The following is a 16,368-nucleotide window of genomic DNA, read 5'->3' on the forward strand; positions in this document are numbered from 1 at the left end:
TCTTATGGCGAATCAACTGCAGTTTGAAAATTCCCCTTACCTGAAGCAGCATGCACACAATCCGGTGGATTGGATGCCTTGGGGGGCAGCAGCCTTAAAAAAGGCGAAGGATGAAAATAAACTTATCATTGTGAGCATCGGTTATTCCGCTTGCCATTGGTGTCATGTAATGGAACGGGAAAGCTTCGAGAATACAGCCATTGCGCAGACCATGAATAAATTTTTCGTGTCCATCAAGATCGACCGTGAAGAACGTCCAGATATTGATCAGGTGTATATGTTGGCTGTGCAGTTGATGACCAATGCCGGTGGATGGCCATTAAACTGTATTTGCTTGCCCGATGGCCGGCCGATCTATGGTGGCACTTATTTCAAGCCTCATGATTGGCAGAATATCCTCTTGCAGATCGCACAGATGTGGGAAGAAAAACCGGAAGTTGCCCTGGACTATGCCAACAAGTTGAACAGCGGCATCCAACGGGCCGAACAGCTACCTATCAATCCCATACCCGAACAATATACGGTCAGTGACCTGGCAGCAATTGTTGCTCCCTGGACCAAAACATTCGACAAGAAAGAAGGTGGCTACAGCAGGGCTCCCAAGTTCCCACTTCCCAACAACTGGTCCTTTTTCTTGAAATACGCTGTCTTATCCAATAATCAGGAGATCCTGGACCATGTGCATTTCACCTTGAAAAAAATTGGATCCGGAGGTATATATGATCAGATTGGCGGTGGTTTTGCCCGTTATTCTGTCGATCACTATTGGCATATCCCACATTTTGAAAAAATGCTTTATGATAATGGCCAACTATTGTCCCTCTACGCTGAAGCATACCAACAAAATAAAGATCCTTTTTATAAGCGGATCATCGAAGAAACCATCGCTTGGGCTGAGCGGGAAATGCTGGCGCCTAACCACGGCTTCTACAGTGCGCTCGATGCCGATAGTGAAGGGGTGGAAGGAAAATACTATTCTTTATCAAAAGCTGAATTTGACAATGTACTGGGAGATGATGCAGTCCTGCTGGCACAATACTTCAATATAACGGAAGCTGGAAATTGGGAAGAAGAAAAAACCAACATTCCCATTTGCGCCATTACTGCAGACCAACTTGCCACAAAGGTCAATATGTCAGCTGACGAATGGGCAGATTTTTTGAAAACAGCCAAGAAAAAGCTCTTTGACTATCGGGAAAAACGTGTCCGCCCAGGGCTGGATCATAAACAGCTGACCACCTGGAATGCTTTATTATTAAAAGGACTTGTAGATGCTTATAGAAGCTTGGATAATCCCCACTTCTTAACACTCGCTCTCAATAATGCAGCTTTTATTTGCGAACAGCTCATGCCGGATGGCAAGCAGTTATTGCATCAGCCACAAGATCAAAACCGGGCAATACACGGCTTCCTGGACGACTATGCCTTTACCATAGAAGCCTTTATAGCGCTCTATGAAGCCACATTTGACCATAAATGGCTCCTTACTGCCCGAGACCTTGCAAACAAAGCCATTGAACTGTTTTATGATGGCGAGCAAAAAACATTTTATTACACATCGGCACAAGCCGAAGAACTGATTGCCCGAAAAAGTGAGATCATGGACAATGTGATCCCGGCTTCTTCCTCCACCATGGTGCGGCAGCTCAAACGGCTCGGGCTGCTGTTTGATGATGAAAATTACAGCGCCATAGCCGACCAGTTATTGGCCAATGTATTTCCACAAATCAAAACTTATGGTTCGGCCTATTCAAATTGGGCAATATTATTGCTAGAAGAAATATATGGAATCAATGAAATCGCATTGACAGGCGATAAAGCCGTCACCTTTCGCAAAGAACTGGATCAGCATTACATTCCAAACAAAATTGTTCTCGGTGGAACGGAAGAAAATCTACCCCTGCTGGAACATAGGATCGGAAAGGAAACAAAAGCATATCTTTGTAAGAACAAGACCTGTAGTCTTCCCCAGGAATCCATAACAGCGTTAATAAATTATATTTAATAAACGGTAGCCTAAGGCTCCCAAAAATCAAAATCAGATGGCTATAAAAGCAAACGACGTCGTCGCATTGACGTACAAACTTCACACAGTAGAAAACGGTGAAAAAGTTTTCGTTGAAGAAACAACTGCAGAGCAACCTTTAGATTTCTTATATGGTGTAGGTATGATGTTGCCTAAATTTGAAGAGAACATCGCAGACTTAAACATAGGTGATAAAATCTCTTTTGAGTTGGCACCAGATGATGCTTACGGTCAGAAAGATGACAGAGCATTCGCACAGTTACCTGTAGACATGTTCAAAGAAACAGGCTTGCCACCAGTGGGTGAAGTATTGCCTTTGCAAGACAATCAAGGTAACCAATTCCGTGCTGTAGTTGCCGAAGTAACTCCGGAAGTGGTGGTGGCCGATTTAAACCATCCAATGGCTGGCAAAACATTGAATTTCGATATCGAAATCTTAAATGTACGCCCTGCAACAGAAGAAGAATTGTCTCACGGACATTCTCATGGCGCTGATGGTACTCAAGGTCACTAATAAAGACCTAACTTTAAAACAACAAAGGCGGTCCATGGGCCGCCTTTGTTGTTTTGCGCGTAAACTACATCATGATCCCCGCACTTCGTAAATTATCAGACATTTTCTTACTTTTAAAAACTGAAAGCATATTAAGCTCTTATATTACTATAATGATATTTTCGAGTAACACACATTTAAAAAGAATAAATTTTTCATTTCTACTGATAACCTTCTTTACATCGCTTTCTATTTCATCCTGCCAAAAGCACTATGATCCAGATGAAGACAATATTCCTAGATTTGGCTCAAGAACTGAGCTTACAATAGATTCAATCTATTTATATGCAAAAGAAATATATCTTTGGAATGACGCATTACCGAGCTACAATTCATTTTCCCCTAGAAATAAATATGCTTATATCACACCTGAAATCAATGCGTTAGAGAAGGAGCTATATGATATTTCACAGCTTAAAATCAATGAAAAAACAAAGTTTCCTTTTGAATATACCGAGAGTAACGTCCCTAAATACAGCTATCTTGAAACCAATTTCAACTATAATTTTAAAACAAGAGCAGCAGCATCTTCCAAGGTAGAAAATGATAATATTACAACTGCCTATATTGATAATGTAGCCTATGTTGCTATACATTCTTTTCCCCAATTACAAACCATTAAATCTGATTTAGACGATATTTTTGTCGAGGTTGCCGAGCAACAACCATCAACTATAGTTATTGACTTACGCTATAATCGAGGTGGATATATCGAAACTGTTGAATACCTTGCCAATCTAATCATACCAAGCCGACTAAACGATAAGGTAATGTATTCAGAAAGTTTCAATACGACATTAAGCACTGGTCACGCTAAAATTCTTCGACACCAACCTTATGTAGATAATAACGGCAATTATGTACAGATAAATGGAAGACAGGCGACTTTGGCAGATGTTGATTATAGCGAAAAGGGGAATACCTATCTCTTTAATAAAAAAGGCAGACTTGAAACTATCGAAAACATCTATTTTATCACTTCTCGATCAACAGCTTCAGCAAGTGAGTTGTTAATAAGTCTATTCAAACCATATTTTAAGGTCAAGTTAGTTGGGCAAAAAACATATGGAAAACCAGTTGGTTTTTTTGCAGTCAATATCGACCAATACTCAATATATCTAAGTAGTTTTTTATTGAAAAATGCTGATGGATGGTTCGATTATTTTAATGGAATTGTGCCAAATATTACTGTAGCTCTCCCAATTAGCCCAAACCTTGGGGATCCGCAAGAGCTTGGCTTAAAATATGTTCTGGACGACCTTTTTGAAGATGACAATAAATCTTCAATGTCTAAGAGGGCGCTAAAACTAAAAAGTAAAAAGTACCAAATAAATATTGAAAAAGACTTAGAACTATCAATTGAAAATAGATTACGATTAAGATAAAAAACTACACAAATAAATAACACTCCACCCTCAAGGAAATAAAACAACCTACACCCCTTGAAAAACAACACTTTAACAAAAGTTAAACATTTATATTTTGTTTTTAAATTAATAATAATAAACAAAATATATGTAAATTAAATAATTATCACGTTATTTGTAGCAAAAATAACTTTACAATGAAAAGGATTAATTTAATTTACACGTTGATTGCATCAACACTACTACTTACTAACTGTAAGAAAAATGAAATTTCACAAGAAAAATTACTTAACAATAATTCAAAAAAAACAGCTGTAGCCGCTGATGGTAAATGGGATCTTCTAGGATATGGATATGATGTTACAGGCGAATATCTTCACTTAAAAAGCGCCTCAACATTACCTGTAATAGACATGACCAAGATCGAAAATGAAAAGCCCAATAAGATATACGCTCCAACCACTACTGAAGGAAGCGAAAATTATTTTTACGGTGCAAATGCATCTAAGTTTATCGAAGATATAAACATTAAGAAAACATTTAATGTTTCAGCAACCATCGGTACTAAAGAACCTGAAAAAGAGGGACAGCTTTATTTCACACCATCGCTTGGAACAGAAAAGGAAAATCAAAACATAAAAGAGGTATATAGTAGACAATCATATGGAAGGTATGAAAGTGTAGTTAGAGTAAAAAAAATTCAATTTACAGATGATATTACTGTAGACTTTTTAAAGAATTATCTAACTGCAAATTTCAAAAGTGATATTATTTCAAAAAGTCCAGAAGAATTAATTTTCCTATATAAAACACATGTTCTTTTGGATATTAGCTTAGGTGGTCGTCTTTTATTTAATTACACAGCTAACATTAGCAATGAAACAACCACAGAGAAAAAAAGGAGTAAAGTAGAAGGTGGACTAGGTTTTTTCGTCAAGAAGTTTGGTATTAATTTTAAAACCAGTAAAACTACTGACGAAATGAGACAAAACTTTAATGAAAGTCGAGAAAGACAAATGTACTTAAAATTTTATGGAGGGACAGGCTCCGGCCGCAGCATCTCTTACGATTCCGATGGATACTCGTCAGAAACTATTAATATCTCCACTTGGCAACAAAGTATCAATAAAGATAATTGTGCACTGGTTGACATCCAAAGAATGGTCCCTCTCTATGAATTTATAGACAATCCAACTAAAAAAGCACAAGTTAAAGCAGCAATTCTAAAACACATTAAAGATAACCAAATTACCGAACTTGGAGAAGTGCCTATTTACCAATATTATTCCTCTAAATATTCAAATCATTATTTTTCAAAAGATAATTATTCAGTTATACCAGGTGTGGATGGAAATTTCAAAAATGAAGGAGTTGCCTTTTACGCATTTTCTAAACAAAAAACTGGATTAACCCCTATCTACCAATATTATTCCTCTAAATATTCAAATCATTATTTTTCAAAAGATAATTATTCGGTAATACCAGGCGTAGATGGAAATTACAAAAATGAGGGGATCGCCTTCTATGCATATCCTACTTTAAATTCAATAGCTATACCTATATTTCAATATTATTCTTCAAAATATTCAGACCACTATTTCTCTTCTACAAACGTACCTGTAATAAATTCTGGAGATGGTAGTTTTAAGAATGAAAAAATTGCATTCTATGGTGTAAAAACAAACTGATAATATAATAAAAATGATTATATTAAATTCACAACATTCCAATTTTATAGAATGTTGTGAATTTAAGTTTAAGATGGTGTTGTAATCTAATTTTAACTATTTCATGCTCAATAAATTTTACATATCAGAATTTAAAGTGTAAATCCTTTTTTATTACTTAAGCTAAAATTATGTCCACATTTGCGGAAAAAGTAGTTTCCTTCAATAAGCAACTTCATTATCCCGGCGACCTGCCACAGGGTTTTAATGTGATCAATCCCTACTTGGATAATCCCGAAACCCTGATTGTCATGCAGCAGTTCTATGCCAAATACTACAACGACAATTTAAAACGTAAATTTATTATTGGCATCAACCCCAGCAGGCATGGAGCCGGTGTAACAGGGGTGCCCTTTACAGATACCAAACGACTGTATAGTGCCTGTGGTATAAAAATGCGTTCTGCCCATACCCATGAGGTTTCCTCGGTATTTATGTATGATATGATCGAAGCTTATGGCGGGCCGGATATTTTCTATAAACAATTCTATATCAACTCCCCTTTTCCCCTGGCTATTGTCAGGAATACCCATGCAGATAACTGGATCAACGCCAACTATTATGACGACAAGCAGCTTTTCAACAAGGTAATGCCTTTTATGCTCAGCTCACTTAAACAGCATATTCAACTGGGGATCGATACCGAAGAAGTCTTCGTTCTCGGTAAGAAAAATGCAACCTTCCTTGCCAAAATCAATAAAGAAGAAAAACTGTTTGGCAAAATGACCATCCTAGATCATCCCCGGTATATCCAGCAATATAAATCGAAGGATAAGCAACTTTATATCGACAAGTATATCCAGCGATTGAGCGGCTTATAAAATGTGGACAATCGTGTTAATTCACTAGCAATCAAAACAGTTAATGTTAACAACCTTCAACCATAATCTGTATAACCCAACGACCTAAAATTAACACGGATGATTTTGCTACTTATGTCAAAGCGGAGAATAATCGGGCAATTCTCCGAATATATTTTAAGGTCATGGCAGTTTATATACATAAACGACATAATTGGACTGATTTCCAATGGAACGGCGAGGAGATACTCAACCTATTGAGCGAGGTTCAACATATGCAAGGAAGACTTATTGGATCTACAACTTTGTCGCCCGTAGCATCTCGCGTTTTCCCGGTGCCCCAGGGGCTTTTTCAATGGAAAACCCCAAGGATTTCATACTACGCTTTAGATTTCCAGTGATGGCGTATGTCACAAAAACTCCTCCAGGTTTCACAAATTGTGCAATATGTCCCAACGCTGCATCACTCCACATTTCGGGTTGATGTATAGCCGCAAACGCATCAAAGTACACCACATCAAATAGTTTTTCGGACCTAAAATCCATCAAGAGTGTATGATTGATGTGAAGTTGTAAGCGCTCGTGAATCTGGACCTCCTGCTTGAGCCCTTCCTCGTAAGCGGCAAGATAAGCTGACCAGACCCCAGCATCTACAGTTTCACCATACCCCGTTTCAGCAATGACCGACAAAGGCAAGGGGAAACCTTCAATCCCAACATAATTCACAGCAACAGATCTTTCCCGGATAAAATCCGCCGTCTGCACAAAATTTAACCCTGTACCAAACCCCACTTCCAGAATAGCCACCGCTTTGGCCCCCGTTTGTTGTACATAATAGTCCAGTCCCGTCTGGATAAATACATGCCTACTTTCCTGCACTGCACCATGTTTAGAATGATAGCATTCCCCTATTTCGGCATTGTACAATGTCTTCGAACCATCTCCGGTTGTTACAAAATCCATAGTCATAATTACGTAATGAGCACATCGGCAACCTCAGCATAACATTGGTCCCTATCCGCCAGTAAGTGCAAAGATACGTAAGTCCATCCATCAAATCATAGTACATTCCACTTAGGGTCCGAAAGATCATCCGCTTATTCACCAATGAAATCAAAGGTCAATCACAAACCGGTCCGAATGTGTTCATCTATACGATAAAACAGACAGGAATGAATCATTATATGGATGAAAAAGATTATTTTAGTGCTCTAAAGACTTAATACCCGTAAAACCTAATGCAATATTCAACAAAAACTTTTGTACAGAACTATGGCAGCATTTTGTTGCTCCTTGTTGGCATCAGTATCGGAAGTTTGATAGGAATCTTTTTTCCACATTTTGTTGATAACCTCAAGCCAATTGGGGATATCTTCCTAAACTTGCTCTTTGTCAGTGTCATACCATTGGTATTTTTTGCAATCTCAGCATCGGTGGCCAATATCGAAGGTGACCGTGTTTTGGGACGGATTATTGGCATGATGTCATTGGTTTTTGTGGTAGGTATTGTTGTAGCAGCCCTATTGAGTATGCTGTTCCTATATCTTTTTCCGATCAATGCACCGCTACCCATTGAGCAGGCCAAAGATATGCTAGACACGGCAATACATGATTCGTGGGGCGAAAAAATCGTCCGGTTTCTGACCGTCAGTGAATTCTCCAGCCTCCTGTCTAGGCAAAACATGCTCGCTTTTGTCATTTTTTCCTTTCTCATCGGCATTGCAATACGCCGTTCCGGAAATGCTGCAACGATGTTCCGTCAATTTGTCAACTCCGGAAATGCCGTCATGGGCAACCTCCTGATCATGGTCATGAACCTGGCCCCTCTTGGCCTTGGTGCCTATTTTGCTTATCAGGTCGGAACCCTCGGGCCGCAGCTATTTGGTTTCTACGCCAAGCCGATTGGTTTATACTATCTTTTCAGCATCGTCTATTTTTTCATCGTGTTCAGCTCTTTTGCCTTTCTTGCATTTGGGATCAAAGGTGTAAGGCGGTATTGGCAGAATAATATCCTGCCTTCTTTGACCGCGCTGAGCAGTTGTAGCAGCCTCGCCACCATGCCGGCCAATCTGCTGGCAGCAAAAAGAATTGGGGTACCAGATACCATGGCCAGTGTGGTCATTCCCCTGGGCACGACATTACATAAACATGGATCGGCCATCTCCTCTATCTTTAAAATCTATATTGCTTTTCTGTTAAGTGGCAAGGATTTCTTTGACCCGGGCAGCCTCATCATGGCCGTGGGCATCACACTATTGGTCAGCATTGTTGCAGGCGGCATACCCAATGGAGGCTATATTGGTGAGATGTTGATCATATCCGTGTATCAAATGCCAACAGAAGTCATCCCCTCCATCATGATTATCGCAACATTGGTCGATCCGCTGGCGACCATGCTCAACGCGACCGGTGATACCGTCGCGGCGATGCTCACGACCAGACTCACCAGACAAGGGCTGGCCGATCCTGAAGATGGTATCAGCAATGCAGCCAGCTAAGGCCTGCCAGGAAGATCAAAAACGGTAGGCAAAAAAGATTTCACCATACTGATGCCGATGGAATACCCCCTGAAGCTCTTTGGAATTGAAGATATAATTGATACCATAATTGACTTGATGATTTGACCAGCTGAAACCTACGCGATGGCTTATCATCCAAGGTTCAATTTGATACAATACGCCAATAGGATCATTCTTACCCAGTCCCCCCACTATGGTTGAATTATAAAAAACACGGGCCAAAACAGGTTGATATATAAAATACCATTCTTTGTCTTCGCTCCTTCTAGCCTGCGTCAGGTGGCCATGGGTAAAAGTAGAACGATGATAAGGCTTAACTTTACCTGCGCGGATGGGAATACCAACTTCCATATTGGTATTGTTCGTGCCCAGCACAGCCTGCCCCAGCAGTCCCAGGTCAAAAGATTGACTTGGATTACGGTAAAGCCCCTTCCTATACTTTACATGCAGATCTATTCCCAGTGCATTTTTCAATTGCCCTTCCCAGCCGGTGGCCTCATACATGCCAAAAAGATGATGGATAAACTTCTGGGCATCCTCACCATAAGACCTACGGCCGATCTGTCCCAGTTCCACTTTCAGGCCAATGAGCTGTTCCTGCTTTAGAAAGCGGGTTCCGGCAGCACTCAAATACAGATATCCGGCAAAAGGCCGGTCAAACTTCTTATTTTCCCGGCGATGGTCTATCATACTGATCCCATTAAAGATCCGCTGACCGATTTCTATATCCAGCACCGTATTTGAAAAGTGCGGATCCCCTTGCGAAGGCAAAGCTATCCGGTAGTTGACATTGATACCATTCGTATAGTATCGATCCTGTCCGATCAATAAATAAACGTCGTTGTCATTTTGAATGGAAAGTTCCTGACTGCGCCATTTCACTTGCCCAAAAACAAAAAAAAGTGGGAACATTACGCCACATTGAAGCAGTAAAAACCGCAAAGCAACACTCATATTAACAGGCAATTGTAAAATTCACGCGATATTAGATTGAACCAAAATATGAAATTTCACTTGAAATTATTCAAAAGCATCCAAATATCCCGCTTTTTTTCAAGCAACAATAGCTATTTAGAATAGATATAAATAATACCGAAAAGTTGCATTATTCCTTTCTTAGCGAATCTATTTGTAATTTTGCATTCGGTTAAGTGTCAAGCGTGATCAATAAGCATTAAATCTGATCGCTTCATCACAACTGAAAAATCAAACCGAGTAAAAAGAGCTCATGTATACCGATGAGACGAAGTACTTATAAATAATTTAAACGGATGAAAAAAAGTTCAATCATTCTAATCGCTATTATTGCTGTGGCCATTGCCATGATACTTGTGATCTATACGGATTCAAGTACCTATTCGACATTTACCGAAGCAAAAGAGAAGAAAACAGAACTCTATGTGGTGGGACAACTCAATAAGGACAAAGCGCTTCATTATGACCCAAAAACAGACGCCAACAAATTCACATTTTTCATGTATGACAATGATGGAACAGAATGTGAAGTGGTTTTCAGGGGGGCCAAACCTCAAGATATTGAGCGTTCTGAACAGATTGTGTTGACAGGAAAGATGGATGGTAATGTATTTAGGGCAAGCAAAATATTGATGAAATGCCCATCAAAATACAATGATAAATCGGTTGTCACCGAAATCAATGCTACGGCTTTCAATAATTAATTCGTAAAATCAATTTTTCAATGGACGTTAATTACGTTGGTGAGCACCTGCTTCCTGGGCAGATCGGACAGTTTTTCATAGTTCTTTCTTTTGGTGCTGCACTTTTATCTTGTATCAGCTATTTTTTTGCAACAAAACACCCTGAAGAGAATTCATGGAAAAAGATTGCACGGATTAGTTTCTGGACCAATGCTGTTGCTGTATTGGCAATTGGTGCAACCTTATTTTATATCATCTACAATCACTTATTTGAATATAACTATGCCTGGGCGCACTCTTCCAAGACGCTGCCTACCTATTATATCATTTCCAGTTTCTGGGAAGGTCAGGAAGGGAGTTTCTGGCTATGGATGTTCTGGCAGACTGTATTAGGTGCTGTCTTACTTTTTAAAGCCAAAAGCTGGGAAAACTCGGTGATGACTTTTGTGATGCTCTGTCAGGCATTTTTAGCATCCATGATCATCGGCGTAGAAATTTTGGGTTTACGCATTGGTAGTTCACCTTTTATCCTCTTGCGTGAGGCCATGGACATCCCTATTTTTAAACAGGCAAATTACCTGTCATTGATTACTGACGGGAACGGCTTGAACCCACTTCTTCAGAACTACTGGATGGTCATTCACCCGCCGACCTTATTTTTGGGTTTTGCTTCCATGATTGTTCCCTTTGCTTATGCCACGGGTGCATTATGGACCAAACGCTATAAAGAATGGATCAATGCAGCCCTTCCATGGGCTCTATTTGCTGTCATGATCCTTGGAGCTGGCATTATCATGGGGTCATTTTGGGCTTATGAAGCGCTCAACTTTGGTGGATTTTGGGCTTGGGATCCTGTTGAAAATGCATCGATCATTCCCTGGTTTACCCTCATTGCCGCTGTGCACGTCATGATTGCCTATAAGAATTCTGGCCACTCTTATTTCACGGCAACTTTTCTGGCCATGATCAGCTTTGTTCTTGTCATCTACGCGTCCTACCTGACCCGTAGCGGTATCCTCGGCGAGACCTCCGTACACTCCTTCACCGATTTGGGAATGAGTGGCCAACTGATCTTTTTCAACGTTATCTTCCTCCTGATTATGGTGGTTTTCCTCGTGGTCAAAAAGAAAGAAATGCCTATAACCGAAAAGGACGAAGATATTTATTCCAGAGAGTTCTGGCTGTTTATCGGAGCATTGGTGCTTACTGTGGCCTGCGCCCAGATCATTGCATCAACTTCTATTCCTGTATTTAATAAGATATTTGGCACAAAGGTGGCTCCTCCTTTGGACCCTATACAGCATTATAACAAATGGCAATCCGGCTTCGCGGTGATCGTGATGATCATGACTGGATTCACCCAGTTTTTAAAATACAAACGCACCGATAGCCGTAAATTCTTAGCTTCCACAGTAGCCTCCTTGGTAGTAGCCATCCTGTTGACGGCAATCATTTCATACGTCACCAAAACATATACCAACCTGATCTACATCCTGATTACCTTTGCAAGTATCTTCTGTATCCTGGCCAATATCCGGGTGCTGGGTGATGCAGTCAAAGGGAAATGGAAGCTAGCAGGTTCCTCGGTAGCCCATATCGGGTTTGGCTTATTGTTGATCGGAGCCATGGTCGCTGCCGCAACAAACGAAGTGATCTCTGTCAACAATACAGGTTATATTGCCGTATCTGGATTTGATAAAGTAGAGAAACCAGGTGAAAATTTATTCTTGACCGAAGGTCAGCCCGTACAGATGGGTGAGTATAAAATCACCTATATCGGCGACAGTATCGTTGCTCCGAATACCTATTACAAGATCAAATATGAACGCGTTGACGAAGAAACAGGAAAAGTAAAGGAGGAGTTTGTCCTGCAACCTTTCGCACAGAACAATGCTAAAATGGGCGGTCTGATCGGTACTCCGGCCACCAAACACTACATCACACATGATGTTTATACCCTGATTACCGCAGCGGCAGCTGAAAGTCAAGCCCAACATGCCAAAATTGCGGATGAAGAAAAAACAGGTTTTGAAGATTATGAAGAACCCGCAACTTATCAGGTCAATATCGGCGATACCCTGCGTTACCGCAATGGCTACTATGTGATCGAAGGACTGAACAAAGAAGCCCAGCTGGAGAAAATACCGAAAGGTCCAAATGATGTCATGGTGGGTCTGAAAATAAAAGTATATGCCGCCGACAACAAACAATATGAGGTACAACCGATCTACCTGATCAAGGATGGTGGCGTATATGATTTCAATAAAGATGTGACTGAACAGGGACTTAAATTCCGGTTTACAGGCATCAAACCGGACAAAGATAAATTAGAGATCATGGTGTATCAAAAACCATTGCCTGAGAAAAAATGGGTGGTATTTAAAGCCATCAAATTCCCATATATCAACTTCTTCTGGTGCGGAACAATCGTCATGACCATTGGTTTCATCATGTCAATTGTCAGAAGAAACAAAGAGGAAAAACGAAAACAAGCGAAATCATGAACATTGTTATCTTAGGCAGCGGAAATGCCGCTACACATTTTGGACACGAGTTTCAAAAGATAGGACATCAGGTCGTTCAAATCTATAGTAAAACAAAGGCCAATGCGGATGCATTGGCCTTTGCGCTTCACTGTCCAGCCATCGACACACTGGCTGAACTAACCCCTGATGCTGACCTATATTTTATTGCTATTGCTGATCAAGGAATAGCAGCTGTTGTCGCAGCCATGCCTACCAAGATCAACGGTCTCGTCGTACACTGTTCAGGGGCGACAGATATCACGGTCCTGGATAGATTTAAACGCCAAGGGGTGCTTTACCCACCACAATCCTTATCCAAAAACAAAACGGTTGATTTTTCCGTTATCCCCTTTTGCGTCGAAGCCAACAATGCATCTGATCGTCATGCCTTGATGCAGCTTGCCCAGCAATTTTCACACAAGAGCCTCTTCTGCAGTTCAGATCAGCGGCTGGCGGTGCATCTGTCGTCCGTCATGGTCAATAATTTTACCAATATCCTTTATCAAATGGCTTATGAGCTGCTGGAGGAACATGATCTCTCCTTTGACCTCATCAGGCCCATTATTCAAGAAACGGCAGAAAAAGTTCAAAATCATATTCCCATAACCGTTCAGACAGGCCCAGCCATTCGTCAGGATGAGGTGACACAGCAAAAACATTTGAAATTTATTAGCAATAAACCAGATTTACAGCAAATCTATCAACTTTTATCGCATCAGATTACTAAAAGAAAATAGTTTGTTAGAAACGGTTATAAACTTAACAAAACTTACCCCAAGGCTTCAAATATGCACATTTACTTCAGGAACTTTAGTACATTTGCTCTGTCCAAAGGCGTATTTTGGAATGCTAATTGAGTTATAAAATAATCAGTTGGGCTAAACATTAAAATAGCGAATTAAAACTAAACAATCGTATTTTCTATGGAAGTTAGAAAACTCATTCTTTCAATAATGATCGTGATTAATTTAATCATCTTATCATTTGGCTTTATATTTACATCAAGCTGGTTCTGGTTACTGATCATTCCATTTCCATTGTTATTGATCGCATTATACCATAGTTTTCAGACCAAACATGCTATTTTGAGGAACTATCCCCTTGTAGGGTATTTTCGCTATATCTTCGAATCGATTCGCCCCGAATTGAGACAGTATTTCTGGGAATCTGATATGGATGGTCGTCCATTCAACAGAAGACAACGTTCCATTGTCTACCAACGTGCTAAAAACCAACGTGAGACGGTCGCTTTTGGTATGCAGACGGATCCTCAGGCTGTCGGAAATGAATGGGCTGCACATTCTGTGTTCCCATGTCATATTGAAAATCACGATTTACGGACCACTGTTGGTAATGAAGCCTGCAAGAAACCGTATAGCCTAAGTGTATTCAATATCTCGGCCATGAGTTATGGTGCCCTGAGCAAAACTGCGATCACCGCATTAAATAAAGGAGCGGCACTGCAAAATTTCGCGCACAATACAGGGGAAGGGGGAATCAGTGATTACCACAATAACGGGGGTGATCTCATCTGGCAGGTCGGTACCGGATACTTTGGCTGCCGCAACCAGGAAGGTAAATTCGACCCTGAACTATTCAGGGAGAAGTCAAACCGTGAAAATGTGAAGATGATTGAGCTGAAACTTTCCCAAGGAGCGAAACCAGGCCATGGTGGTATCTTACCTGCGGCAAAAAATACACCTGAGGTTGCCGCCATACGGCATGTGATCCCAGGTACGGATGTCATGTCCCCTCCGGCACACAGTGCATTTTCCACACCTACAGAAATGATGCATTTCTTACAACAAATGCGCGAGTTATCAGGCGGAAAACCCATCGGGTTTAAAATATGTATCGGTGACAAACAAGAGTTTATCGACATTTGTCACGCCATGCAAAATACTCAGATCTTCCCCGACTTTATTTCTGTCGATGGTTCGGAAGGTGGTACCGGTGCTGCGCCATTGGAGTTTACGGACAACCTGGGAATGCCGTTGTACGATGCCCTGACCTTTGTGACCAAGACCCTGATTGCTTATGGCTTGAAAAAACATATCAAGATTATCGTTTCAAGCCGTATTGTCACTGGTTTTGATATCCTGAAAGTCATTGCATTAGGAGCCGATGCTTGTTACAGTGCCCGTGGGATGATGTTTGCCTTAGGCTGTATACAAGCCTTAAAATGCAACGAGGATGTTTGCCCTGTAGGTGTTGCCACACAGCAACCCCACCTGTACAAAGGCTTGGATGTGAATGACAAATATGTACGTGTTGCTCAATTCCACCGCAATACCTTGCGTGCTACCGTTGAAATCATGGAAGCCTGTGGGTTCAAAACACTTTCCGACGTCTCTGCCGACAAATTCTACCGTAAAGTTGATGCCATCAGAACATTAACTTTTCAGGAAATTTATTTCGGAACGGAAGGAAAGCTGGTCAATAGTCACACTGATTTTGAGAACAAACTTTTCGAGGATTAATCATTCTCCAATCGAAAAAACACAATAAACATAAAGCCCTCAGCGTCCACTACGACTGAGGGCTTTATCATATGCGTACTCGCACAGAACAAGGTATGAAAGTTATTTTAAATTGAACAATACATGATGCAATGCCGTATGCGATAAGGCAATCTGGTCCTCGGTCAGTCCCCCCAGTGCCTGCTCAATCGTATTTTTGGCCTGCCTCATACCCTCTTCTTTCATTTTCCGGCCCGTTTTGGTCAAATAGATCAGGTTGGACCGCCGATCATTTTTATCATTGACACGGATAACCAGGTTTAACCGTTCCAGGTTATTGATCAAACGTGTGACACTTGGTTTGTCCCTGAATGTACGAATAGCCAACTCCTGCTGGGTCAGCCCCTCCTCTACCCAGAGATTATACATAATACTCCATTGCTCGGAGGTGATGCATAGTCCAGCCTCCTTCAGATTACGCTGTAATCTCCGCATGACGGCTATGGAATATTTTCCGGTTAGAAAATTATAAAAATACTCCTGCGATACTACATCTTGGTCTAACATATAAATTATGGTTATGGTTGTGGTTGTTTACGCAACTTAAATTGCTGAAAATATTATGCCCTAAGCCCCGCTGCAAAAAACTTAACTTATTTTGGCTAGTGATTAGCCTAAAATACATGTTTCCGCTGCTGCCTCAAACATAATTTTATCAACATATAATAAATAGA

General features: G+C 40.7%; 14 protein-coding genes. 11 read left to right on the forward strand and 3 right to left on the reverse strand.

Going from position 1 to position 16,368, the window contains the following annotated elements:
• The first annotated feature begins 4 nt into the window (after positions 1 to 4).
• From HX021_RS04140 to HX021_RS21665, 6 genes are all read left to right on the forward strand, one after another.
• A complete protein-coding gene (locus HX021_RS04140; RefSeq protein ID WP_286588616.1) occupies positions 5 to 2,005 on the forward strand; it encodes a thioredoxin domain-containing protein in 2,001 nt (666 codons plus the stop codon).
• Between the two features lie 37 nt (positions 2,006 to 2,042).
• On the forward strand, positions 2,043 to 2,540 hold the full coding sequence (locus HX021_RS04145) for an FKBP-type peptidyl-prolyl cis-trans isomerase (RefSeq protein WP_286588618.1): 498 nt from the start codon (positions 2,043 to 2,045) through the stop codon (positions 2,538 to 2,540).
• 71 nt (positions 2,541 to 2,611) lie between these two features.
• Positions 2,612 to 3,964 (forward strand): S41 family peptidase, encoded by a 1,353-nt coding sequence (locus HX021_RS04150; RefSeq protein ID WP_286588619.1) that lies wholly within the window; start codon positions 2,612 to 2,614, stop codon positions 3,962 to 3,964.
• A 179-nt stretch (positions 3,965 to 4,143) separates the two neighbouring features.
• Positions 4,144 to 5,634: an MACPF domain-containing protein gene (locus tag HX021_RS04155; protein ID WP_286588620.1), complete on the forward strand. Its 1,491-nt coding sequence runs from the start codon at positions 4,144 to 4,146 to the stop codon at positions 5,632 to 5,634.
• Positions 5,635 to 5,804: 170 nt separating this feature from the next.
• Complete coding sequence (locus tag HX021_RS04160; protein WP_286588621.1) at positions 5,805 to 6,494, forward strand: SMUG2 DNA glycosylase family protein; 690 nt, start codon at positions 5,805 to 5,807, stop codon at positions 6,492 to 6,494.
• A 164-nt stretch (positions 6,495 to 6,658) separates the two neighbouring features.
• On the forward strand, positions 6,659 to 6,874 hold the full coding sequence (locus HX021_RS21665) for a DUF4172 domain-containing protein (RefSeq protein WP_353621018.1): 216 nt from the start codon (positions 6,659 to 6,661) through the stop codon (positions 6,872 to 6,874).
• Here HX021_RS21665 and mnmC2 read toward each other — a convergent pair.
• Positions 6,771 to 7,436 carry a tRNA (5-methylaminomethyl-2-thiouridine)(34)-methyltransferase MnmC2 gene (gene mnmC2, locus HX021_RS04165; RefSeq protein ID WP_286588622.1) on the reverse strand — a complete coding sequence of 222 codons (666 nt, stop codon included), beginning with the start codon at positions 7,434 to 7,436 and terminating at the stop codon, positions 6,771 to 6,773. The genes HX021_RS21665 and mnmC2 overlap by 104 nt on opposite strands.
• Before the next feature lie 275 nt (positions 7,437 to 7,711).
• Between mnmC2 and HX021_RS04170 the strand changes: the two genes are divergently transcribed.
• The gene (locus HX021_RS04170) at positions 7,712 to 8,971 is read left to right on the forward strand and encodes a dicarboxylate/amino acid:cation symporter (protein ID WP_286588623.1); all 1,260 of its coding nucleotides are present in this window, start codon (positions 7,712 to 7,714) and stop codon (positions 8,969 to 8,971) included.
• A gap of 15 nt (positions 8,972 to 8,986) precedes the next feature.
• On the opposite strand, the gene HX021_RS04175 is transcribed toward HX021_RS04170, so the two are convergent.
• Positions 8,987 to 9,904 carry a lipid A deacylase LpxR family protein gene (locus tag HX021_RS04175; RefSeq protein ID WP_286588624.1) on the reverse strand — a complete coding sequence of 306 codons (918 nt, stop codon included), beginning with the start codon at positions 9,902 to 9,904 and terminating at the stop codon, positions 8,987 to 8,989.
• Positions 9,905 to 10,263: 359 nt separating this feature from the next.
• On the opposite strand from HX021_RS04175, the gene HX021_RS04180 reads away from it, so the two are divergent.
• The 4 genes from HX021_RS04180 to HX021_RS04195 all read left to right on the forward strand — a co-directional run bounded on the left by HX021_RS04180 (position 10,264) and on the right by HX021_RS04195 (position 15,655).
• Entirely contained in the window at positions 10,264 to 10,671 is a 408-nt protein-coding gene (locus HX021_RS04180) for a cytochrome c maturation protein CcmE domain-containing protein (RefSeq protein ID WP_286588625.1), read from the forward strand.
• Positions 10,672 to 10,691: 20 nt separating this feature from the next.
• Positions 10,692 to 13,154 carry a heme lyase CcmF/NrfE family subunit gene (locus HX021_RS04185; RefSeq protein ID WP_286588626.1) on the forward strand — a complete coding sequence of 821 codons (2,463 nt, stop codon included), beginning with the start codon at positions 10,692 to 10,694 and terminating at the stop codon, positions 13,152 to 13,154.
• Complete coding sequence (locus tag HX021_RS04190; RefSeq protein WP_286588627.1) at positions 13,151 to 13,912, forward strand: Rossmann-like and DUF2520 domain-containing protein; 762 nt, start codon at positions 13,151 to 13,153, stop codon at positions 13,910 to 13,912. Before HX021_RS04185 ends, HX021_RS04190 begins: the two co-directional genes overlap by 4 nt.
• Before the next feature lie 186 nt (positions 13,913 to 14,098).
• Positions 14,099 to 15,655: an FMN-binding glutamate synthase family protein gene (locus HX021_RS04195; protein ID WP_286588628.1), complete on the forward strand. Its 1,557-nt coding sequence runs from the start codon at positions 14,099 to 14,101 to the stop codon at positions 15,653 to 15,655.
• A gap of 102 nt (positions 15,656 to 15,757) precedes the next feature.
• On the opposite strand, the gene HX021_RS04200 is transcribed toward HX021_RS04195, so the two are convergent.
• Positions 15,758 to 16,201, reverse strand: coding sequence for a MarR family winged helix-turn-helix transcriptional regulator (locus tag HX021_RS04200; protein ID WP_286588629.1), 444 nt, complete (start codon positions 16,199 to 16,201; stop codon positions 15,758 to 15,760).
• Between the last annotated feature and the right edge of the window lie 167 nt (positions 16,202 to 16,368).

Origin of the sequence: Sphingobacterium sp. N143, from assembly GCF_030325625.1 — a bacterium.
Classification (GTDB): domain Bacteria; phylum Bacteroidota; class Bacteroidia; order Sphingobacteriales; family Sphingobacteriaceae; genus Sphingobacterium.

Bases quoted from the DNA above. Each gene is read 5' to 3' on its own strand.
- HX021_RS04140 (WP_286588616.1), top strand. From the start codon at position 5: ATGGCGAATCAACTGCAGTTTGAAAATTCCCCTTACCTGAAGCAGCAT.
- HX021_RS04145 (WP_286588618.1), top strand. From the start codon at position 2,043: ATGGCTATAAAAGCAAACGACGTCGTCGCATTGACGTACAAACTTCAC.
- HX021_RS04150 (WP_286588619.1), top strand. From the start codon at position 2,612: ATGATCCCCGCACTTCGTAAATTATCAGACATTTTCTTACTTTTAAAA.
- HX021_RS04155 (WP_286588620.1), top strand. From the start codon at position 4,144: ATGAAAAGGATTAATTTAATTTACACGTTGATTGCATCAACACTACTA.
- HX021_RS04160 (WP_286588621.1), top strand. From the start codon at position 5,805: ATGTCCACATTTGCGGAAAAAGTAGTTTCCTTCAATAAGCAACTTCAT.
- HX021_RS21665 (WP_353621018.1), top strand. From the start codon at position 6,659: ATGGCAGTTTATATACATAAACGACATAATTGGACTGATTTCCAATGG.
- mnmC2 (WP_286588622.1), bottom strand. From the start codon at position 7,436: ATGGATTTTGTAACAACCGGAGATGGTTCGAAGACATTGTACAATGCC.
- HX021_RS04170 (WP_286588623.1), top strand. From the start codon at position 7,712: ATGCAATATTCAACAAAAACTTTTGTACAGAACTATGGCAGCATTTTG.
- HX021_RS04175 (WP_286588624.1), bottom strand. From the start codon at position 9,904: ATGTTCCCACTTTTTTTTGTTTTTGGGCAAGTGAAATGGCGCAGTCAG.
- HX021_RS04180 (WP_286588625.1), top strand. From the start codon at position 10,264: ATGAAAAAAAGTTCAATCATTCTAATCGCTATTATTGCTGTGGCCATT.
- HX021_RS04185 (WP_286588626.1), top strand. From the start codon at position 10,692: ATGGACGTTAATTACGTTGGTGAGCACCTGCTTCCTGGGCAGATCGGA.
- HX021_RS04190 (WP_286588627.1), top strand. From the start codon at position 13,151: ATGAACATTGTTATCTTAGGCAGCGGAAATGCCGCTACACATTTTGGA.
- HX021_RS04195 (WP_286588628.1), top strand. From the start codon at position 14,099: ATGGAAGTTAGAAAACTCATTCTTTCAATAATGATCGTGATTAATTTA.
- HX021_RS04200 (WP_286588629.1), bottom strand. From the start codon at position 16,201: ATGTTAGACCAAGATGTAGTATCGCAGGAGTATTTTTATAATTTTCTA.